The organism is Pseudomonas sp. MS19, from assembly GCF_013277615.1.
Classification (GTDB): domain Bacteria; phylum Pseudomonadota; class Gammaproteobacteria; order Pseudomonadales; family Pseudomonadaceae; genus Aquipseudomonas; species Aquipseudomonas marincola.
In genome coordinates this window covers 178540-200474 of the sequence record NZ_VBTO01000018.1, presented here as the reverse complement: position 1 = coordinate 200474, position 21935 = coordinate 178540, and the positions used below count along the sequence as shown (strand labels likewise).

The 21935-nt window shown below is 58.0% G+C and carries 18 protein-coding genes; 8 read left to right on the top strand and 10 right to left on the bottom strand.

Annotated elements, in window-relative coordinates:
- Window positions 1–451 precede the first annotated feature (451 nt).
- From fabI to gloB, 8 genes are all read right to left on the bottom strand, one after another.
- Window positions 452–1249, bottom strand: coding sequence for an enoyl-ACP reductase FabI (fabI, locus tag FEZ62_RS19345; protein ID WP_172929475.1), 798 nt, complete (start codon window positions 1247–1249; stop codon window positions 452–454).
- A 29-nt stretch (window positions 1250–1278) separates the two neighbouring features.
- Window positions 1279–2892, bottom strand: coding sequence for an ABC transporter ATP-binding protein (locus tag FEZ62_RS19340; RefSeq protein ID WP_172929474.1), 1614 nt, complete (start codon window positions 2890–2892; stop codon window positions 1279–1281).
- A 1-nt stretch (window position 2893) separates the two neighbouring features.
- Entirely contained in the window at window positions 2894–3913 is a 1020-nt protein-coding gene (locus FEZ62_RS19335) for an ABC transporter permease (RefSeq protein ID WP_069900171.1), read from the bottom strand.
- 1 nt (window position 3914) lies between these two features.
- Window positions 3915–4988 carry a microcin C ABC transporter permease YejB gene (locus FEZ62_RS19330; RefSeq protein WP_069900172.1) on the bottom strand — a complete coding sequence of 358 codons (1074 nt, stop codon included), beginning with the start codon at window positions 4986–4988 and terminating at the stop codon, window positions 3915–3917.
- A gap of 1 nt (window position 4989) precedes the next feature.
- The gene (locus FEZ62_RS19325; protein ID WP_172929473.1) at window positions 4990–6846 is read right to left on the bottom strand and encodes an extracellular solute-binding protein; all 1857 of its coding nucleotides are present in this window, start codon (window positions 6844–6846) and stop codon (window positions 4990–4992) included.
- Window positions 6846–8678, bottom strand: a complete 1833-nt coding sequence (locus FEZ62_RS19320) for an extracellular solute-binding protein (protein WP_172929472.1) — start codon at window positions 8676–8678, stop codon at window positions 6846–6848. The genes FEZ62_RS19325 and FEZ62_RS19320 overlap by 1 nt, the downstream gene beginning before the upstream one ends.
- 205 nt (window positions 8679–8883) lie before the next feature.
- Window positions 8884–10416, bottom strand: a complete 1533-nt coding sequence (locus FEZ62_RS19315; RefSeq protein ID WP_172929470.1) for a LysM peptidoglycan-binding domain-containing protein — start codon at window positions 10414–10416, stop codon at window positions 8884–8886.
- 99 nt (window positions 10417–10515) lie between these two features.
- Window positions 10516–11289: a hydroxyacylglutathione hydrolase gene (gene gloB / locus FEZ62_RS19310; protein ID WP_172929486.1), complete on the bottom strand. Its 774-nt coding sequence runs from the start codon at window positions 11287–11289 to the stop codon at window positions 10516–10518.
- Window positions 11290–11363: 74 nt separating this feature from the next.
- On the opposite strand from gloB, the gene FEZ62_RS19305 reads away from it, so the two are divergent.
- The 7 genes from FEZ62_RS19305 (at window position 11364) to nudC (ending at window position 19584) form a co-directional block, all read left to right on the top strand.
- The gene (locus FEZ62_RS19305; RefSeq protein ID WP_069900175.1) at window positions 11364–12140 is read left to right on the top strand and encodes an SAM-dependent methyltransferase; all 777 of its coding nucleotides are present in this window, start codon (window positions 11364–11366) and stop codon (window positions 12138–12140) included.
- 23 nt (window positions 12141–12163) lie between these two features.
- A complete protein-coding gene (gene rnhA, locus FEZ62_RS19300; protein ID WP_069900176.1) occupies window positions 12164–12610 on the top strand; it encodes a ribonuclease HI in 447 nt (148 codons plus the stop codon).
- A 157-nt stretch (window positions 12611–12767) separates the two neighbouring features.
- Window positions 12768–13499: a DNA polymerase III subunit epsilon gene (gene dnaQ, locus FEZ62_RS19295; protein WP_274600704.1), complete on the top strand. Its 732-nt coding sequence runs from the start codon at window positions 12768–12770 to the stop codon at window positions 13497–13499.
- Window positions 13500–13743: 244 nt separating this feature from the next.
- On the top strand, window positions 13744–15999 hold the full coding sequence (locus FEZ62_RS19290) for an arginine/lysine/ornithine decarboxylase (protein ID WP_172929467.1): 2256 nt from the start codon (window positions 13744–13746) through the stop codon (window positions 15997–15999).
- A 212-nt stretch (window positions 16000–16211) separates the two neighbouring features.
- Window positions 16212–17024 (top strand): crotonase/enoyl-CoA hydratase family protein, encoded by an 813-nt coding sequence (locus tag FEZ62_RS19285; RefSeq protein WP_069900178.1) that lies wholly within the window; start codon window positions 16212–16214, stop codon window positions 17022–17024.
- A gap of 50 nt (window positions 17025–17074) precedes the next feature.
- Window positions 17075–18757 (top strand): ferrous iron transporter B, encoded by a 1683-nt coding sequence (locus FEZ62_RS19280; protein WP_172929466.1) that lies wholly within the window; start codon window positions 17075–17077, stop codon window positions 18755–18757.
- Window positions 18757–19584, top strand: a complete 828-nt coding sequence (nudC, locus tag FEZ62_RS19275) for an NAD(+) diphosphatase (protein ID WP_172929465.1) — start codon at window positions 18757–18759, stop codon at window positions 19582–19584. The genes FEZ62_RS19280 and nudC overlap by 1 nt, the downstream gene beginning before the upstream one ends.
- On the opposite strand, the gene FEZ62_RS19270 is transcribed toward nudC, so the two are convergent.
- Window positions 19552–20331 (bottom strand): TSUP family transporter, encoded by a 780-nt coding sequence (locus tag FEZ62_RS19270; RefSeq protein WP_090512283.1) that lies wholly within the window; start codon window positions 20329–20331, stop codon window positions 19552–19554. The two genes, nudC and FEZ62_RS19270, sit on opposite strands and share 33 nt — an antisense overlap.
- A gap of 106 nt (window positions 20332–20437) precedes the next feature.
- Here FEZ62_RS19270 and FEZ62_RS19265 point away from each other — a divergent pair, with 106 nt between their 5' ends.
- Window positions 20438–21085, top strand: a complete 648-nt coding sequence (locus tag FEZ62_RS19265; RefSeq protein ID WP_090512161.1) for a hypothetical protein — start codon at window positions 20438–20440, stop codon at window positions 21083–21085.
- A 68-nt stretch (window positions 21086–21153) separates the two neighbouring features.
- Here FEZ62_RS19265 and FEZ62_RS19260 read toward each other — a convergent pair whose 3' ends face one another.
- A complete protein-coding gene (locus FEZ62_RS19260) occupies window positions 21154–21921 on the bottom strand; it encodes an SDR family oxidoreductase (protein ID WP_069900182.1) in 768 nt (255 codons plus the stop codon).
- Window positions 21922–21935 lie beyond the last annotated feature (14 nt).

The window sequence follows — 21935 nt, the reverse complement described above, 5'->3', positions numbered from 1 at the left end:
GACGCTTTTTGATGCAGCGCTATAACTGGCAAAGGCCGCATCAATTCAACAGCGGGCTGGCGCCCGCTGTTGCTGAAGAAAAACTTAAAACCGTGTCCGGGATTAGTTGACCACTACATTCGCAAACCCAACACCCACCCCGCGCAAGGCATGAGATTGCCATGTCGGAAGCCGCAAGCGGATTCCAACCTCCACAGATAACCGGAGGATGGATAGCGGCGCAACGCCGCAATCCGTCGAGCCATCGCAAGATCAACATCAATCCCGCGTCAGACACATAAACAAACCGGAGGATGGATAGCGAAGCGTAGCGCCGCAATCCGTCATGACCCTCGCAAGATCAACAACAAGCCCTCCATCCAAACGCCCACAAAAAAGCCCACAAGGCGAACCTTGTGGGCTTGTTCAATCAGTTGCCAGTCAATCCCGGCAGCTGATCAGCGTCATGTGCTTAGGCGTCGTCCATCGCGCCCATCGCGGTGGTGTTGAAACCGCCGTCGACGTACATGATTTCGCCGCTGACACCCGAGGCCAGGTCGGAGCAGAGGAATGCACCGGCATTGCCGACTTCGTCGATGGTGACGTTGCGGCGCAGCGGAGTCTGCTTCTCGTTGGCTGCGAGCATTTTGCGGAAGCTCTTGATGCCGGAAGCGGCGAGGGTGCGGATCGGGCCAGCCGAAATCGCGTTAACGCGTGTGCCTTCCGGGCCAAGGCTGCCTGCCAGATAACGTACGCCGGCTTCGAGGCTGGCCTTGGCCATGCCCATGACGTTGTAGTTAGGCATGGTGCGCTCAGCGCCCAGGTAGGACAGTGTCAGCAGGCTACCGTTGCGGCCTTTCATCATATCGCGGCCCGCTTTGGCCAGCGCCACGAAGCTGTAGGCGCTGATGTCGTGGGCAATACGGAAGCCTTCGCGGGTGGTGACGTCGGTGAAGTCGCCGTCGAGTTGATCACCAGGTGCGAAGCCTACGGAGTGAACGATGCAGTCCAGACCGTCCCACTTCTTGCTGAGCTCGGTGAAAACGTTGGCAATTTCGTCGTCATTGGCCACATCGCACGGGTAGCACAGCTCAGGGCCTGAGCCCCAGCCAGCGGCGAATTCTTCAACACGGCCTTTGAGCTTCTCACCCTGATAGGTGAAGGCAAGTTCAGCACCTTCGCGGTGCATTGCGGCTGCAATACCGGACGCGATGGACAGTTTGCTGGCGACGCCAACGATCAGTACGCGCTTACCGCTTAGAAAACCCATGTGTACTCTTCCTCTTCCTGCTTTAAGGATTACTCAGTTTTTGCAGGCGCCAAGAAGGCGGCCTCCAACAACTGCTGCGTATAAATATGCTGCGGTGTTGCAAATATTTCGTCTGCTGGCCCTTGCTCGACGACCTGACCGCTTTTGACCACGATCAAATGGTGGCTCAGAGCCCGTACCACCGCCAAATCATGGCTGATGAACAGGTAGGTCAAGTTGTACTTGGCCTGCAAGGAGCGCAGCAGTTCTACCACTTGGCGCTGAACGGTTCGGTCAAGTGCCGAAGTCGGCTCGTCCAACAGAATCAGCGCCGGTTTCAGCACTAAAGCACGGGCAATGGCAATACGTTGCCGTTGCCCGCCTGAAAACTCGTGGGGATAGCGGTGCCGGGTTTCCGGATCCAGACCTACCTCCGCAAGCGCATCAATAATCGCTTGTTCCTGCTCGGCATCAGTGCCCATCTGATGAATGCGCAAGCCTTCACCGACAATCTGACTCACCGACATCCGTGGGCTCAGGCTGCCAAATGGGTCCTGAAACACCACCTGCATCTGCCGCCTGAACGGGCGAACATCGTGTTGGGACATGCCATCCAGCGCCTGGCCCTGAAAGCGAATACCGCCTTCACTGCCAATCAGGCGCAAAATTGCCATGCCCAACGTTGATTTACCCGAGCCACTCTCGCCAACAATGCCCAGGGTCTGGCCCTGAGGCAGTTTGAAGCCGATGCCGTCTACCGCTTTAACGTAATCGACGGTGCGACGCATCAGGCCTTTCTTGATCGGAAACCAGACGCGCAAGTTGTCGACTTCAAGCAGTGTAGACCCTGGCGGATTGGTAATAGGCCTGCCGCTAGGCTCAGCGCCCAGGAGCTCCTGGGTGTATTCATGCTGAGGCGAGTGGAACAAATTTTCACACGACGCTTGTTCGACGATCTTTCCGCGCTGCATGACACATACTCGGTGCGCAATTCTTCGAACAAGGTTCAAATCGTGGCTGATCAGCAGAATTGCCATGCCCAGCCGCGCCTGCAAATCCTTGAGCAAATCGAGGATTTTCAGCTGCACGGTAACGTCCAGCGCGGTGGTCGGCTCATCCGCAATCAGCAGTTCCGGCTCGTTGGCCAGCGCCATGGCGATCATCACGCGTTGGCGTTGCCCGCCTGAAAGCTCATGCGGATAAGCCTTGAGGCGTTTGTGCGGCTCAGGGATGCCGACCAGATCCAGCAGTTCGAGCGTGCGCTCTGTGGCCGCTTTACCGCTGAGGCCCTTGTGCAGCCCCAGGACTTCGTTGATCTGTTTTTCGATGCTGTGCAGCGGATTCAGCGAGGTCATGGGCTCCTGAAAGACCATGGCGATGCGGTTGCCACGAATACCGCGCAGTTTCTTTTCATCAACCTTGAGCAGGTCTTCACCTTGATAGGTGATGGTGCCGGCGGGGTGTTGGGCAATCGGGTAGGGCAGCAGGCGCAGGATCGAGTGCGCGGTGACCGATTTTCCCGAGCCACTTTCACCAACCAGCGCCAGGGTTTCGCCACGGCGGATATCAAAGCTGACATGCTCGACCACACGCTGGCGCAGGCTGCCGGTGACGAACTCAACCGCCAGGTCGCGGATTTCGATGAGGTTATCGACGTCGCTCATTTTATTTCCTTGGGTCGAACGCATCGCGAGCGGCCTCGCCAATAAACACCAGCAAACTGAGCATGATTGCCAATACGGCAAATGCGCTGATGCCCAGCCAGGGTGCCTGCAGGTTGGACTTACCCTGAGCAACCAGCTCGCCAAGCGACGGTGCGCCGGGCGGCAGGCCGAAGCCGAGGAAGTCCAGCGCAGTCAGTGTGCCGATGGCGCCCGTGAGGATGAACGGCATGAAGGTCATGGTCGAGACCATAGCGTTGGGCAGGATGTGACGGAACATGATCGCGCCGTTTTCCATGCCCAGCGCCCGCGCGGCGCGGACATATTCGAGGTTACGCCCGCGCAGGAACTCCGCACGCACCACATCGACCAGGCTCATCCACGAGAACAGCAGCATGATGCCCAGCAGCCACCAGAAGTTCGGCTGCACGAAACTCGCCAGAATGATCAGCAGGTAAAGCACCGGTAAACCGGACCAGACCTCCAGGAAGCGCTGGCCGACCAAGTCCACCCAGCCGCCGTAAAAGCCCTGCAGTGCGCCGGCAAATACGCCGATGATCGAGCTGAGCACGGTGAGAATCAGCGCGAACAGCACCGAGATGCGGAAGCCGTAAATCACCCGCGACAACACATCCCGGCCCTGATCGTCTGTGCCCAGCCAGTTGGCGGCGGACGGCGGTGCCGGGGCGGGAACCTCAAGGTCATAGTTGATGCTGGAGTAGCTGTAGGGAATCGGCGGCCAGACCATCAGGCCGTCTTTTTCCTCGATCAGGTTACGGATGTACGGGCTTTTGTAGTTCGCCTGCAAAGGGAATTCGCCGCCGAACACGGTTTCCGGGTAGCGCTTGAACACCGGGAAATACCATTGACCGTCGTAACGCACCGCCAGCGGTTTATCGTTGGCGATTAATTCCGCGCCAAGGCTCAGGGTGAACAGGGCGAGGAAGATCCACAGTGACCACCAGCCGCGTTTGTGAGCTTTGAACAGCTGAAGCCGGCGTTGATTCATCGGTGAGAGTGCCATATCAACCCTCCCGACTTTCAAAGTCGATGCGCGGATCGACCAGGGTGTAGGTAATGTCACCGATCAATTTCACGATCAGCCCCAGTAAGGTGAAGAGAAACAGCGTGCCGAACACCACCGGATAATCCCGGTTAATGGCGGCTTCAAAACTCATCAGGCCCAGTCCGTCGAGGGAGAAGATCACCTCGATTAGCAGCGAGCCGGTAAAGAAAATGCCGATGAAGGCCGCAGGGAATCCGGCAATGATCAGCAGCATGGCGTTACGGAACACATGCCCGTAAAGCACGCGGGTATTGGTCAGGCCTTTGGCGCGTGCGGTCACCACGTATTGTTTGTTGATCTCGTCAAGGAAGCTGTTCTTGGTCAGCAGGGTCAGCGTCGCAAAGTTGCCGATTACCAGCGCGGTGACGGGCAGGGCGAGGTGCCAGAAATAGTCGAGAATCTTGCCGCCCAGGCTCAGGTCGTCGAAGTTGTTCGAGGTCAGCCCCCGGAGCGGGAACCAGTCGAGGTAACTGCCACCGGCAAAGACCACGATCAGCAGGATGGCGAACAAGAACGCCGGGATTGCGTAGCCGACGATAATCGCCGAACTGGTCCATACGTCAAACGAGCTGCCGTGGCGCGTAGCTTTGGCGATGCCGAGCGGAATCGACACCAGATACATGATCAGGGTGCTCCATAACCCCAGCGAGATCGACACCGGCATCTTCTCGACGATGAGGTCGATCACCTTGGCGTCGCGAAAGAAACTCTCGCCGAAATCGAGTTGGGCGTAATTCTTGAGCATGATCCAGAAACGTTCCGGCGCCGATTTATCGAAGCCGTACATTTTCTGGATTTCCGCCACCAGCTCAGGGTCGAGGCCTTGCGCGCCGCGGTAATTGGAACCTGCCACCGAGACTTCCGCGCCGCCGCCGGCAATCCGGCTGGTCGCGCCATCGAAGCCTTCAAGCTTGGCAATCATCTGTTCAACCGGCCCGCCCGGAGCGGCCTGGATGATGATGAAGTTGATCAGCAAAATGCCGAACAGGGTCGGGATAATCAGCAGCAATCGTCGGAAAATATACGCCAGCATGCTATTGCTCCGCGCCCGTGGCTGGGGTGGCTGGCGCCTGTGTTTCAGTATCTTCCGGCGCTGTCGTCACTTCACGTACCCACCAGGTGTTAAGACCGATGTCGTACTGCGGGGTGACTTGCGGATGCTCAAGCTTGTGCCAGTATGCCACCCGCCATGTGGTGATGTGCCAGTTGGGAATCACGTAGTGGCCCCACAACAGCACGCGGTCGAGTGCGCGGGTGTAGTTGATCAGGTTTTCGCGTGAGTCGGCTTTGATCAGGCCTTCGACCAGGGTGTCGATTGCCGGGTCTTTAAGACCGATGAAGTTACGGCTGCCAGGGTTGTCGGCACTGCTCGAATGCCAGTACTCGCGCTGCTCATTGCCGGGCGAGTTGGACTGGCCAAAGCCGCCGACGATCATGTCGAAGTCGCGCGAGCGCAGGCGGTTGATGTATTGCGAGACGTCCACGCGGCGGATCACCAGTTCGATACCAAGATCGGCCAGATTGCGCTTGAAGGGTAACAACACGCGCTCGAATTCGGTTTGCGCGAGGAGGAACTCAAAGCTCACCGGATTGCCTTGCGCGTCGACCATCTTGTCGTCTACAACCCGCCATCCAGCCTCTTGCAGCAGCTGATAAGCGCGGCGTTGGTGGTCGCGGATCATGCCGCTGGCATCGGTGACCGGGTTGATGAATTCGTCGGTGAAGACCTTGGGCGGAATCTGCTCGCGCAAGGGTTCAAGCAGCTTCAACTCGGCCGGGCTTGGCAAGCCTTGAGCCGCCAGCTCCGAGTTGTCGAAGTAGCTGTCGGTGCGGGTGTAGGCGCCGTTGAACAGCTGCTTGTTGGCCCACTCAAAGTCGAACAACAGGCCAAGCGCTTCACGCACCCGCGGGTCTTTGAACAGGGGGCGGCGAATGTTGAAGATGAAGCCCTGCATGCCGGTCGGGTTGTAGTTGCGGATTTCTTCCTTGATCAATTGGCCATTGGCAACGGCCGAGTTGTTGTAAGCGGTGGCCCAGTTCTTGGCGCTGGTTTCCAGCCAGAAGTCGAACTGGCCGGCTTTCATGGCCTCGAGTGCGACGGTGTTGTCGCGGTAGTAGTCGATGCGCATTTTGTCGAAGTTATAGAAGCCGCGATTAACTGCCAGGTCTTTGCCCCAGTAGTCCTTGACGCGTTCATAGACGATCGAGCGCCCGGCCTGTACTTCGCTGATTTTATAAGGGCCGCTGCCGACCGGAATATCCAGATTTCCCCTGGCGAAGTCTTTGTCTGCCCAGTAATGCTTGGGCAACACCGGCAACTGGCCAACAATGAGTGGCAATTCGCGGTTGCCGGCGTGTTTGAACACGAAGCGAACCTGATGCGGGCCTTCGATCTCGACCTTGTCGACGTCGGCGTAGTAGCCCTTGTACATCGGGGCGCCTTTTTCCATCAGCGTCTCAAAGGTGAATTTAACGTCTTCTGCAGTGAGCGGCTGGCCATCATTAAAGCGGGCTTCTTTGCGCAGGAAGAAACGCACCCAGCTGTTGTCCGGGGCTTTCTCAATCTTCTCGGCCACCAGGCCATATTCGGAAAACGGTTCATCCAGGCTATGCGTGGTCAGCGTGTCGTACATCAACCCCAGGTCGTCGGCCGAAACCCCTTTGTTGATGAACGGATTGAGGCTGTCAAAACCACCGAAACCGGCTTGGCGCAATGTTCCGCCTTTGGGGGCGTCGGGATTGACGTAATCAAAGTGCTTGAAGTCGGCCGGGTATTTCGGCGCTTCGCCATAGAGCGTCAGCGCATGTTGCGGTGCGGCCTGCACAATACTGGCGAGGCTGAGAAGCAAGACGGCACTGCAATGGCCGAGAGTGGTGCGCAAAGAAAGCATTAGCGGGCATTCTCCGTAGGTTTCAGCCACCAAGTGCGCAGGCCGAGTGTGTAGGGCGGCGTGGTGACGAAGGCGAACCGGTTGCGGTAGGCCAGGCGATGATAATTGATGTACCAATTCGGGATGGTGTAGTGCTGCCACAGCAGAACGCGGTCGAGGGCGCGGGTGGCGGCAATTTGTTGCTCGCGGGTTTGCGCGTTCAACAGCTTGTCGAGCATCAGGTCGACTACCGGATTATCAATCCCCGCATAGTTCTTGCCGCCACGAACCTTGGCCTGGCTGGAGTGAAAATACAGCCATTGTTCAAGCCCCGGACTGAGGGTTTGCGGAAGGGTCAGCAGGATCATGTCAAAGTCGAACTGGTCGAGGCGTTGCTTGTACTGAGCGCGGTCGACCGTGCGCAAATTGGCCTGTATGCCGATGCTGGCGAGATTGCGGGTGAAGGGTTGCAGAATGCGTTCAAGGTTCGGGTTGACCAGCAGAATTTCAAATTGCAGCGGTTGGCCCTTGGCATTCTCAAGGCCCGTGCTGCCGGTTTCCCAACCGGCATCGGCTAATAGACCCAGGGCCTTGCGCAAGGTTTCACGCGGAATACCATGACCTTCGGTATGCGGCATCTTGAAAGGCTCGGTGAGCAGGCCCTTGGGCAACTGATCGCGCACCGCAGATAGCAGCAGCCACTCGGCCCCTTTGGGTTTGCCCGTGGCTGTGAATTCGCTGTTGGGGTAATAGCTGTTGGCGCGGGTGTAGGCATTGTTGAAAAGCGTGCGGTTGGTCCACTCGAAGTCGAACATCAGCCCCAGCGCTTCGCGCACTCGGCTGTCGGAAAACGTAGCGCGGCGGCTGTTCATGAACAGCGCCTGAGTCTGCGTGGGAATCTTGTGCGGAATTTCGGCGCGCACTACTTCGCCACGATTGAGCGCAGGGAAGTTATAGCCATTGGCCCAGTTCTTCGCCTGCTGTTCGATATAGAAGTCGAATTCGCCAGCCTTGAACGCTTCGAACGCGACATTGCTGTCGCGGTAAAACTCGACATTCACGGTGTTGAAGTTGTACTTGCCCTTGTTGACGGCAAGGTCCTTGCCCCACCAGTTTTTCACCCGCTCAAAGCGCAGGCTGCGGCCGGGGCGTACATCGGTAATCTTGTACGGGCCACTGCCCAACGGCGGGGTGTAAGTGGTCGCCTGGAAGTCGCGGTCTTTCCAGTAATGCTGCGGCAATACCGGCAGCTCACCGAGGCGCAGGATCAGCAGCGGGTTGCCGGAGCGCTTGAACACGAAGCGGATGCGATGCCGATTGAGAATGTCGACGCGCTTAACTTCCTGCAAGTTGGTGCGGTATTGCGGATGGCCTTCCTTGAGCAGCAGGCGATAGGAGAATGCTACATCGTAGGCGGTAATCGGCTTGCCGTCGTGAAAGTGCGCCTGCTTGCGCAGATTGAACACGACCCAGCTGCGGTCTTCGCTGTATTCGACCGATTCGGCAATCAGGCCATAGCTTGAGGCGGGTTCATCGCCGGAGGGGTCATAGGCGCCGGTGCCGACCATCAGCGTCTCGTTCAACTCATTAACGCCATATTGCAGGAAGTTGGCGGTCGAGATCGGGCTGGTGCCCTTGAACGTATAAGGATTGAGCGTATCGAAGGTGCCGGAAGCCATCACCGTGATGCTTCCGCCCTTGGGCGCTTTCGGGTTTACCCAGTCGAAATGGGTAAAATTGGCGGGGTACTTGAGCGTGCCGAACTGAGCATAGCCATGACTTTTGGTGATCGTCGCCCAAGCGGGCAGGCTAATTGCCAAACTGATCAACACTGTGAGGAGGGCACGTATCAAGTAAATATCCGGTCCGTGGCAGCTTTATGGGCTTCTGGTTGGGTACAGTAACAGCTTGTATCGGCAGGAAAAAGGTTGATGCCGCAGCGAGTTTGAGCAGGCGCTCAATCAAGCCACGAAAAGGCTGGGGAAGGGGGCGGGTGCAGGCGCGGCGGTTACGCTGGAAAGCACCTGCACCGCCGGTTGCCGGCGATGCAGGTTTGGCTTAGCGCGGCAGACGCAGAGTCAGGGTCTGGCCAGGCTTGAGGGCGCTGCTTGAGCGTGGGTTCCAGGTTTTCAGGTGCTTCATCGGCACTTTGAAGCGCTGAGCAATCACTGACAGCGAGTCGCCTTTACGCACTTTGTAGTAGGTTACGGCGCTGCGGCTGCTGGTGCTGGTTTGGGCTTTCAGCGCCAATACCTGACCGGCGCGCAGGTTGTTGTTTTTCATGCCGTTCCAGCGCTTCACATCATTGATGCTGACTTTATTGGCACGGGCGATGCTCGACAGGCTGTCACCGCGTTTAACGGTGTACTTGGTATTGCTGCGCTGGTTGCTGGCAAGGGCTTGTTGCGGCGCCAGTGGCGACCCTGCACCCATCGGCAATGTGAGCTTTTGGCCAATACGCAGGCGGTTGCTGCTGAGCTTGTTGGTTCTCTTCAATTCGGCAGTGGCAACGCCGTAGCGTCTGGCGATGCTGCTCAGGTTGTCACCACGACGAACCGTGTATTGCTGCCATTTGAGCAAGTCCTGCGGTTTCAGATTGGCCAGCGTGGCGGTCACCTGATCGGCTTTATCCATCGGCACCAACAGACGCTTGGGGCCGTCCATGGTGACATGACGCTTGAATGCCGGATTCAGCAGGTACAGCTCGTCGGGATCGACATCGGCCAGCTCGGCAATGCGGTTGAGGTCCATTTCCTGCTTGAACACAACCTGCTCGAAATAGGGCTCGTTTGCCACCGGGCTCAGCGCCACGCCGTAAGCATCCGGGCTGAGGACCACTTGCGAGATGGCCAGCAGCTTGGGCACGTAGTTGCGCGTCTCTTCAGGCAGCGGCAGATTCCAGTAGTCGACCGGTAAGCCAAGCTTCTGATTACGCTCGATAGCCCGGCTGACACGGCCTTCACCGGCGTTGTAGGCCGCAAGTGCGAGCAGCCAGTCACCGTTGAACATGTCGTGCAGGCGCGACAGATAGGTAATGGCTGCGTGCGTCGAGGCCATTACGTCACGACGGCCGTCATACCAACTGGTCTGGCGCAGATTGAAGTGCTTGCCGGTCGCCGGCATGAACTGCCACAAACCCACCGCCTTGGCATGCGAGTAAGCGAACGGGTTATAGGCACTCTCGATCATGGGCAGCAGCGCCAGCTCCATCGGCATGTTGCGCTCTTCGAGTTGCTCAACAATGTAATGAATGTAAGGGCTGCTGCGATCACTGGCCGTGCGCACAAACGAAGGGTTGCTGGCGAACCACAGACGTTGTTGCTCGACGCGCGGGTTTACGCCGATCTCTTCCTGCAGTTTGTAGCCTTCGCGAATCCGCTCCCAGATGTCCTCAGGCTGGGTTTGTTCGCTTAGCGTGGTCCACTCGACTTCAGGTTTTGAGCTTGCCGGGTTGACCGTTTTAAGGTTGGCGGCGTCGTTGCTGTCGATGGATTGACAGCCGGCCGCGATTGCACAGAACATCACCACGAGCGCTTTCGCTGTGTGTGCTAATGCCTTTGAATTCAATGGTTTAGCTACAAGTAAAGGCATTAGAAAGAGTGTTCGATCCGATTCAGAGGTCGGGCGATTCTAGGAATCGACAGCGGCATGGTCAAGTTTTGACCAGCGTTTTTGCGACCTGAGTAGCCTCTAAAAGGAATCTTTCCAGCTGCGCAAGGCAGCGAAGGCCTGTACTGGCGTACGCTGCGACCGACCGTCGCGCTCTTGTAATATTTCATTAACAGACAATTCGTTGCAGCGTAAAAATGGATTGGTCTTGAGCTCCAGACCGATGCTTGATGGCAAACTGATTTCACCTGCTTCGCGCCATTCAGTGACCTGCTGCATGCGTTGTTGCAGCGCCTTGTTGCCGGGTTCGGCGGCAAGGGCAAAGCGCAGGTTGGAGAGGGTATATTCGTGGGTGCAATATACTGCGGTTTGCTCAGGCAAGGCGGCCAGGCGGCTCAGTGAGTCGTGCATTTGCGCCGGAGTGCCTTCAAACAGTCGCCCGCACCCGGCGGCGAACAGCGTGTCGCCACAGAACAGCCAGTGTTGCTGGGCCTGATAATAGGCAATGTGGCCCAAGGTATGGCCCGGCACCTCGATGACCTGCAACGTGTGGCCGAGTACCTCGACGTTGTCGCCTTGCTTGAGGCTGACATCGCGGCCCGGAATCTTCTCACTGGCAGGCCCGAGCACGCGGGCACCGGTGCGTTGCTTGAGTTTTTCAATGCCGCCGACATGGTCAAAATGGTGGTGAGTGATGAGAATATCGCTGAGTTGCCATTGCGGATGCGCATCGAGCCAGGCTTCTACGGGCGCGGCATCACCGGGATCGACCACCGCGCAACGCTGCTGCTCCGGGTCTTGTAACAACCAGATATAGTTGTCTGTGAATGCGGGGAGGGCGTCGATAGTTATCATGTTGCTCATCGCTTATCTGCACGTAAAGGTGCATCTTAAGCCTCAATGCTTCACACAGCTACGCAGGTATTAATATGTCCGAGCATCCTTTTGCTCAAGCAGATGCCGATTGGCTTAAATTGATCGGCGACGCCCGTGACTGGTTCAACGGCCCCGTTGGCAGCATGCTGCTCGGCGCCGAACAACGCATGCTGGACGAAGAACTGCAGCGGTTTTTCGGCGGCTACCTCGTGCATTACGGGCCTTCGGCTGAGCCTGCAGCGAATGCCGATAAAATCCAGCGCAGCGTACGCCTTGGCGCACCCTTTAGCGGCGTCGAGATCGCCTGCGAGGAACAAGCCTGGCCGCTGACTGAATACGCCGCTGACGTGGTCCTGCTGCAACACGGCCTGGACTTCAGCCTTTCACCGCACGGTTTGCTGCGCGAGGCCGCCCACAGTGTGCGGCCCGGCGGCCATATGCTGATCATCGGTATCAATCCGATCAGTGCCTGGGGCGCGCGACATGTGTTCGCCCGCGATGCGCTGGGGCGTGCGCGTTGCTTTGCGCCGAGCCGGGTGAGCGACTGGTTGCACCTGCTGGGTTTTGCGCTGGAGAAACGCCGCTTCGGGTGCTATCGTCCGCCGCTTGCATCGTCAGGCTGGCAGTCGCGACTGGCGTCGCTGGATTCCTGGGGTGATACCTGGCAATCACCGGGCGGCGGCTTTTATCTGCTGGTCGCACGCAAGCTGGTGAGCGGTATGCGGCCGATACGTCAGTCAAGGCGTGAGCCGCGTGGTGTTCTGGTGCCGATGCCGGTGGCTAATGTGAGCCGTTGTGAGCCCGAGCAATCGAAGAACCCGCCAGACTAATTATTTTCGTTTAAAGGCTCTGCATGTCTGAACAAGTTGTGATCTATACCGACGGCGCCTGCAAGGGTAATCCTGGCGTGGGTGGCTGGGGCGCTGTGTTGGTTTATAAAGGTGTAGAAAAAGAGCTGTGGGGCGGTGAGGCCGAAACCACCAACAACCGCATGGAATTGACTGCGGCGATTCGTGGCTTGCAGGAACTCAAGCGCCAGTGCGACGTGCGCCTGGTAACGGATTCGCAATATGTAATGCAGGGCATTCAGGACTGGATGCCCAACTGGAAAAAACGCGGCTGGAAAACCGCCGCCAAACAACCGGTTAAAAATGCCGACCTGTGGCGTGAGTTGGACGAGCAGGTTGGCCGACACAATGTGACGTGGCAGTGGGTGCGCGGCCATACCGGCCATCCGGGTAACGAGCACGCCGACCAGCTAGCCAATCGCGGTGTCGATGAAGTGCGCGGCTTGGCCTGACGGCCCCGTGACTGTTTATGGGCAAGTGCTTTTGCGTTTGTCTGGCAATCTGCGGCCTAGCCGGGATTTACCAAAGTTTTGCTGAGTTGTCGTGAGCGCGTTAGCGGCAGCCAAGAGAGGGTGATACACAGTGGCGAATGAAGATGTAGTCAAAAGGCTGGTCGTACTCGATACCGAAACTACCGGTATGCCGGTTGGCGACGGCCATCGGGTAATTGAAATCGGTTGTGTCGAGTTGATGGGCAGACGCCTGACCGGGCGGCATTTCCATGTCTATCTGCAACCCGACCGGGATATCGATGAAGGCGCGATCGCCGTCCACGGTATTACCAACGAATACCTGAAGGACAAGCCGCGCTTCAAGGAAGTCGCCGAGGAGTTCTTCGAGTTCATCAAGGGCGCGCAACTAGTTATCCATAACGCCGCGTTCGACGTCGGCTTTATCAATAACGAATTTGCCCTGATCGGTCAGCAGGATCGTGCTGATATCAGCGATCACTGCAGCATTCTCGATACCCTGGCCTTGGCCCGTGAGCGCCACCCGGGCCAGCGCAACAGCCTCGATGCGCTGTGCAAACGCTATGACGTCGACAACTCGGGCCGTGATCTGCACGGCGCATTGCTCGATGCCGAGATTCTGGCCGACGTCTATCTGGCGATGACCGGTGGCCAGACCAACCTGTCGTTGGCTGGCGAAGGATCTGAAGGCGATGGCACCGGACGCCAGCAACCGAGCCCGATTCGGCGTCTGTCTGGCGAACGTGCGCGTGGCCCGGTGATTCGCGCCAGTGAAGAAGACCTCGAAGCGCATCGTGCGCGTCTGGCGGTAATTGAAAAGTCAGCTGGCGCCTTGCCGCTGTGGCTGCAACTGGAGCAGCCTGGCGCTTAATAGCCCGTGTAACTGCGTCGCCGAGAACGCTCCGCCGGTTTATCCCGCGGGGCGTTTTTTATGGGGCGATTAAACGCGCGCGATGATCAGCACCCGTTACCAAGTTGAGCGCTGTTTCTAGTTTCTATTATGGCGGCGCGACTTTTTCTTACAGGGTTCCACGACAGGGGGTTACGCCGAGGCGGGCTAGGCTCTAACCTGACGTGATGGGCGGCCGCGTGCTGCCATTTTCAGGGAATCCACAATGTATAAAGATCTAAAGTTTCCTGTCTTGATCGTGCACCGCGACATTAAAGCCGACACGGTGGCAGGTGACCGCGTGCGGGCCATTGCTCATGAGCTTGAGCAAGAAGGCTTCAGCATTATCAGCAGCGCCAACTCTGCCGAGGCGCGCATTGTTGCATCCACCCATCACGGTCTGGCGTGTATCTTGATGACCGCCGAAGGCGCCGGTGAAAACCAGCACCTGTTGCAAGACATGGTCGAGTTGATCCGCATCGCACGGGTGCGTGCGCCGCAAGTGCCGATTTTCGCCCTGGGTGAACAGGTGACCATCGAGAATGCTCCGGCTGAGGCGATGGCTGACCTCAATCAGTTGCGCGGCATCCTTTATCTGTTCGAAGACACCGTCTCGTTCCTCGCCCGCCAGGTTGCCCGCGCCGCCCGCAATTATCTCGATGGCTTGCTGCCGCCGTTCTTCCGCGCTCTGGTACAACATACCGCGCAATCCAACTACTCCTGGCACACGCCGGGCCATGGTGGCGGGGTGGCCTACCGGAAAAGTCCGGTGGGGCAGGCGTTCCACCAGTTCTTTGGCGAAAACACCCTGCGTTCGGACTTGTCGGTGTCGGTACCAGAGCTCGGCTCGCTGCTCGATCACACCGGACCGTTGGCGGAAGCTGAAGCGCGTGCGGCGCGCAACTTTGGCGCCGATCACACCTATTTCGTTATTAACGGCACCTCGACCGCCAACAAGATCGTCTGGCACAGCATGGTCGGACGTGATGATCTGGTGCTGGTCGATCGCAATTGCCACAAGTCGATTCTGCACTCGATCATCATGACTGGCGCGATTCCGCTGTACCTGTGCCCGGAACGCAATGAGCTGGGGATTATCGGGCCGATTCCGCTCAGCGAGTTCAGCCGCGAGTCGATCCAAGCCAAGATTGATGCCAGCCCGCTGGCGCGCGGTCGCGCGCCCAAGGTGAAACTGGCGGTGGTGACCAACTCGACCTATGACGGCCTTTGCTACAACGCCGAACTTATCAAACAAACTTTGGGCGATAGCGTCGAGGTGCTGCATTTCGATGAGGCGTGGTACGCCTACGCCGCGTTTCACGAGTTCTACAGCGGGCGCTACGGGATGGGCACCTCGCGTGAGGCCAATACGCCGCTGGTGTTCAGCACCCATTCCACGCACAAGCTGTTGGCTGCCTTCAGCCAGGCCTCGATGATTCATGTTCAGGATGGCGGCGCGCGTCAGCTGGATACCGATCGCTTCAACGAAGCCTTCATGATGCACATTTCGACTTCGCCGCAGTACGGCATTATCGCCTCACTCGATGTGGCCTCGGCGATGATGGAAGGGCCGGCCGGTCGCTCACTGATTCAGGAAACCTTCGATGAAGCCCTGAGCTTTCGCCGGGCGCTGGCCAACCTGCACAAGCATCTGGCAGCAGACGACTGGTGGTTCAGTATCTGGCAGCCGCCGCAGAATCATGGCGTCACCGATGTCGACACGCAGGACTGGCTGTTGCAACCGCAAGCCGACTGGCATGGCTTTGGCGACATTGCCGAAGACTATGTATTGCTCGACCCGATCAAGGTCACGCTGGTTATGCCCGGCCTCACTGCAGGCGGTAAGCTCGATGAATTCGGTATTCCGGCGGCGGTGGTCAGCAAGTTCCTCTGGGAACGCGGGCTGGTCGTTGAGAAGACCGGCCTGTACTCGTTTCTGGTGCTGTTCTCAATGGGTATCACCAAGGGCAAGTGGAGCACATTGCTCACCGAGTTGCTGGAGTTCAAGCGGTGTTACGACACCAACATGCCGCTGATCGAAGCATTGCCGTCGATTGCCCGCGAGGGTGCCGGGCGTTATCAGGGCATGGGCTTGCGTGATCTGTGCGATCAGTTGCATCAGTGCTATCGCGAGAACGCCACGGCGAAAGCGCTCAAACGCATGTACACCACACTTCCGGAAGTCGCCATGAAACCGGCCGATGCGTATAACGAATTGGTGCGCGGGGAAGTGGAGGCGGTACCGGTTGCTGAGCTGGAAGGGCGTATCGCCGCGGTGATGCTGGTGCCATATCCGCCAGGTATTCCGCTGATCATGCCCGGGGAACGATTCACTGCCGAGACCCGCTCGATAATTGATTATCTTGAGTTCGCGCGAAACTTCGACAGCAGTTTCCCAGGCTTCGATGCCGATGTGCACGGCTTGCAGATCCAGCAAACAGAACAGGGCAAGTGCTACACCGTGGATTGCATCAAACAGTAGCCTCCCTACAGCACGCAGCGGGGCCATGTTGGTGACTGCTGCGTGTTTCTTCACACACTCGCATTCAATTGATTACCGCGGATTTCGATTTTTCGCTTTAAGCTCGACGCCGTGGTCTGCGTCACAGAGGCCGGCATCGACTTTTAAGCGGCTCTTGTTATAGTTGGCGGGTTATTAATAAGAAATAAGTTCCTGCAAAGAGGGTGGCTTACGTGTCCGAGTACAAGGCATTTCGTGTCGAACTGGCAGACAAAATCGCGGTGGTTACGATAAACCGTCCGGAAAAAGTCAATGCAATGAATGCAGACTTCTGGACCGAAATCATCGATATTTTCCGCTGGGTAGATGCCACGGATGAAGTCCGTGCAGTTGTGCTCACCGGCGAGGGCAAGCATTTCTCGTCCGGCATCGACCTGATGCTGCTGGCGCAGGTCAGCAGCAAACTGGGTAAAGATGTGGCCCGCAATGCGCTGACATTGCGCCAGACCATTCTCACCCTGCAGGGCTCATTCAATGCCGTCGACAATTGTCGCAAGCCGGTGCTGGCTGCCATTCAGGGCTATTGCATTGGCGGCGCGATCGACCTGATCAGTGCTTGCGACATGCGTTATTCAACGCCGGATGCGCAGTTCTCGATCAAAGAAATCGACATGGGCATGGCGGCTGATGTGGGCACCTTGCAGCGTCTGCCACGCCTTATCGGTGATGGCATGATGCGCGAGCTGGCCTACACCGGGCGCACCATCGACGGCACCGAAGCGCAAACAATCGGGCTGGTAAACCGGACCTTTGCAGACAAGACCGCACTGCTGGACGGGGTGATGGAAATCGCCCGCGAAATTGCGAGCAAGTCGCCTGTGGCCGTGCGTGGTACCAAGGAAATGATTCGCTATATGCGTGATCACCGCGTCGATGACGGCCTTGAATATATCGCCACCTGGAATGCCTCAATGCTGCAGTCGGAAGACATGCGCATTGCCATGACCGCGCACATGACCAAGCAAAAACCTGAGTTTGCCGATTGATGGCCTCTTTCAACGTGTCTTCATTTTTGCCGCGGGAGGCGCTTTAACTCATGGCTTCAGGTGTAACGTCACTAAGTCTGGTGCGCGATGAATTATTCGCGACCATGGAGGAGGCTGAGTCCAGCCTTGAGCAGTTCATTGCTGAACGCATGAACGGCAGCTTGTTGCAGCAGGCGGTGGAAAATCTGCAACAGGTTCGCGGCACGCTCAAGCTGATCGAGCTGACAGGCGCCGAGTTGCTGGCGCAGGAAGTGCTGGATCAGGCCACGGATATTCCAACCGGTGCTGGCGAGGAGCGTGACGCGCAATTGTCGGCCCTGAGTAATGCGCTGCACGTGCTGCGGCGCTATCTCGAAAGCATGGACACCCATCGCCAAGAAATCCCCGAACTGCTGCTGCCGGCGATTAACGACCTGCGCAGAAGTGGCGGTCAGCCCGCGCTGGCAGAAAGCTTTTTCTTCAGCGTGCGCCTGGATATGCCACGCCCACACGCACCGACGCAGGCGCTGGATGCCGCCGCCAAGGAAGCGCTTGGGCGCAAGATGCGCCGGGCTTATCAAGTGGGGCTGTTGGGCTTTATCAAGCAACAGGCAACCAAGGCCAGTCTGACGCTGATGTGCAAGGCCATGAGCCGTATTGATCAGTTGTTTGCCAATGAATCACGCGGGCGTCTGTGCTGGGTTGCCAGCGCGGCCCTGGAGGCACAACTCGATGGCGACATGCTGGTGCGCAACTCGCGCAAACAGCTGTTCAGCCGCCTTGATCGTGAGCTGAAAAAGCTGCTCAACTCGGCGGATTACGAACCGCCGCGCAGCCTGCTCAAAGAGCTGCTATATGTTGTGGCGTTGTCGGACAGTTCAGGCCCGCTGGTCACCTCTATTCGCTCGGTGTTTCGTCTGCCGTCGTTGCCATTTACCGACCAGTTGCTCGAGCAGGAATACCTGCGACTGGCCGGGCCGGGTCAGGCGGTTATCCGTTCGCTCACCTCGGCAATTCGTGAAGAGCTGAGCAGCGTCAAAGACAGCCTTGATCTGATCGAGCGCGGCACTCTGGATGAGGAGAATCTGAGTAACCTTTACGCTTTGATCGGCAAGCTTGGCAAGACGCTGGGCATGGTCGGGCTCAGCTCATCCGGCCACGCGCTGGCCGAACATCTGCCAGTGGTGGCGAACTGGGTTTCCGGCAATGCACCGCAGCCGGGCGAGCTGAACAAGATTGCCGACTCCGTGCTGTTTGTCGAAGGCATGGTGGCCTCGCTCAGCAGTGGTTCGAGCAAGCGCAGCCAGCGTAAGACACCTGCTGCCGAGGTGTCAGAAGTGGACATGTTCGCGTTGTTGCAACTCAATGAAGCGCGAATTGTGGTGATCGATGAGGCGAAAACTAGCATTGCCCTGACCAAACGCTCGGTCACGGCCTACCTCGAATCGAATGGCGAGCGCAGCCATCTGGCCAATGTGCCTTTCAGCTTGCAGGCGGTTCGCGGCGGTTTGTGGTTTCTCGGGCAGGAGCGGGCAGCCGCGTTGGTTGGCGCTTGCGCTGATTATATTCAGGAACAAATGCTCGACATCAGCCAGATTCCCAGCGAGCAAACCCTCGAATCACTGGCCGATGCGCTGGCAAGTCTGGAATACTATCTGGATACTGAACAGTCGGCACAGAACAGTGATGGTACGAGCGTGCTCGACATGGCCAGTGAAAGTATTCGGGCATTGGGTGTACAGGTAGCCGCGTAATGAGTTGGAAACCCTCGCTACTCGACACAGCAGAGCCGGGTGGCTGGTGTCTGCTGCATTGTGAACAGCACTTCCTTGGCGATGCCAATGGCGTGCTGTTTCCGCGTGAGTGGCTGAAAAAGCAGGACTTGCCGTTACTCGAAACCGAGCACGGGATTGGTCATTTCAAAGGCGATGCGGTTTACCTGTTGCAGGTTGATCGGCCAGTCGAGTTGCCGGGCTGTCAGTGGCAGAGTCTGCGCCAGTGGATGATGCAGGGCGACGCCGACACCTTCGCGTTGCTCGGTTACGCCGCGCAGATTGCCGTCTGGGCGGCGCACAATCGTTTCTGCGGCAGTTGCGGCAATCCGATGCAGCAGCTTGCGGGTGAACGTGCGATGCATTGTGAGCGTTGCGCTGTACATCATTATCCGCGCTTGTCGCCGAGCATGATTGTGCTGGTTACACGTGGCGACGAGATCCTGCTGGCACGCTCAAAGCGCTTCGTTACCGGCATGTACAGCACGTTGGCAGGCTTTGTTGAAGCCGGCGAGTCGGTCGAGCAGTGCGTGCACCGTGAAGTGCTGGAAGAGGTCGGTGTGCGGGTTCACAACCTGCAGTATCTCGGCAGCCAGGGTTGGCCGTTCCCGCACTCGCTGATGCTGGGCTTTCATGCCGAGTTCGCCTCTGGCGATATCGTCATGCAGGAAGATGAGATCGAAGATGCACAGTGGTTCAGTGTGCATGATCTGCCGCCGCTTCCTGCCAGTCGTTCAATCGCCCGTTTCCTGATCGACGTATACGTTGCGCGCCGTTTAGGCCTGCCCGAACCAGTGCTGCCAGGCTAGGCGCACGGTCAGCGCCAGCACCACCATAATGAACACCGGGCGGATGAACTTGGAGCCGCCCTTGATCGCGGTGCGCGCGCCAATGAATGCGCCACACATCAGCGATAAGCCCATGCAAATCCCCAGAACCCAGGCGACTTGACCGCTGGCGATAAAGATCGCCAGGGCGCAAATATTGCTGACAAAGTTCATGCTGCGCGCCACGCCACTGGCGCGTACCAGATCGAGCGGATAAAGCAGCAGGGTCGAGACTGTCCAGAATGCACCGGTGCCGGGACCAGCGACGCCGTCGTAAAAGCCCAGGCTAAGGCTTTGTGGCCATTGCCGGCGCTTGGGAATGATCACGTCCGGCGCGCTGTGCGTCTCTGGCGTGCGGCCGAATAACAGATACAAACCGCAGCCGAATACCACCACTGGCAGCATTTGATTGAGCAGATGGGCCGGCAGCCATTGCGCCACCGCTGCGCCAACCAGCGCGCCGATGGCGGTGCCAATCAGCGCATTGCGCCATTGCCGTGGATGAAACAGATTGCGCCGGTAAAAGGTGAAGCTGGCAATCGCTGCACCAAATGTCGAGCTGAGTTTGTTAGTGCCAAGGACCAAATGAGGCGGCAGGCCTGCGGTGAGCAATGCCGGAATGGTAAGCAAGCCGCCACCGCCAGCAATTGCATCAATAAAGCCTGCAAAAAACGCTACCAGCGCAAGAATTAGCAGAGTGGTAGGTTCAACCGCGAGATCAAAAGGCAGTAGCATACGTCAGCAACACCAGTGTCTGTGGCGCAGTCAGATCACGGCGCCCGGGGAATGAAGCTGCGCATAATGCCAGTATTTTGCTGCTTAAGGGATGTGGTTAATGCAATACAACGGTTTGGCTTTGGCTACCGGCCTGCTGGCGCTGATTATCACCTTGATAGCGCTGCGTATTCTGTTTGGCGGCCACTGGTTTCTGGCGTGGCTGCGCGGGATGTGCGGGCTGGTATTTGCAGGGTTCGCCGCAGTCCTCGGGCTGGTGGCCTATGATCTGCTCAGTTACGCGACTATTCCGGCAGAGCAGCCACTGGCAACGCTGAGCTTCAAGGCGCAGGAAGATGCCTATGAAGTAACTATCGTTGAGCACGATCGCCAGCGCACGGTGACTCTCGAAGGAGACCTGTGGCAGCTGGATGCACGCTTGTTCAAATGGAAGAGCCTTGCCGAGCTGATTGGTATGGAGCCAGGTTATCGCCTGGAAAAGCTCTCCGGACGTTTTCTGGCTATCGAGCAGCAGCAACGTGCGCGGCACCAACAGGTTGCGCTGGGCCATAGCTTGTATGGCATAGACCTGTGGCGTTGGTTGCGTCTGGGCCAGCACGACCTGCTGGTATTTGACGCGCAGGCAGTTCGGGTGGACTTTCTGCCAATCGCTGACGGTGCGCAATACTCTGTCGCATTAACGCCGACCGGCTTGTTGGCGCAGCCGATCAATCCGACTGCGGAGCGCGCACTGCGCAACTGGCAATAAACACTTTCTTGGCCAATCAAAAAGGGACCCGAAGGTCCCTTTTTTCGTAGCGCTGTTGCCGCTTGGTATCAGGACAGGAAGCCGCCGTCTACGTTCAGCGCAACGCCTGTGGTGTAGCTCGAAGCGTCGCTTGCGAGATACAGCACGGTGCCGGCCATTTCACTTGGATCGGCCACGCGCTTCAGCGGAATACGCTGCAGGGCAATATTCAGAATAGCGTCGTTCTTGGTCAGCGCAGACGCAAACTTGGTGTCGGTCAGGCCTGGCAGCAGGGCGTTGCAGCGGATGCCGAACTGCGCGCATTCCTTGGCAAACACTTTGGTCATGCTGATAACGGCCGCTTTGGTCACCGAGTAGATGCCCTGGAACTCGCCGGGCGAAACACCGTTGATCGAGGCCACGTTGATGATGCTGCCGCCGCCGTTCTGCTTCATCAGTTTGCCGCCTTCAATCGACATGAAGTAGTAGCCACGGATATTCACATCAACGGTTTTCTGGAAGGCGCCGAGGTCGGTGTCGAGCACGTTGCAGAATTGCGGGTTGGTGGCAGCGTTGTTGACCAGAATGTCGAGACGGCCGAACTGCTCGCGGATCTGTGCGAAGACGCTGGAGATTTGTTCCATCTCGCCAATGTGGCAGGCGATGGCAGTGGCTTTGCCGCCGTCGGCGATGATTGCATCAGCGACTGCCTGGCAGCCTTCGATCTTGCGGCTGGAAACGATCACATGCGCGCCTTGCTGAGCGAGCAGGCGGGCGATGGCTTCGCCGATGCCACGGCTGGCGCCGGAAACAAATGCAATCTTGCCGTCGAGGTCAAACAGTTGAGTCTTGGACATGCGTATCCCCTGAA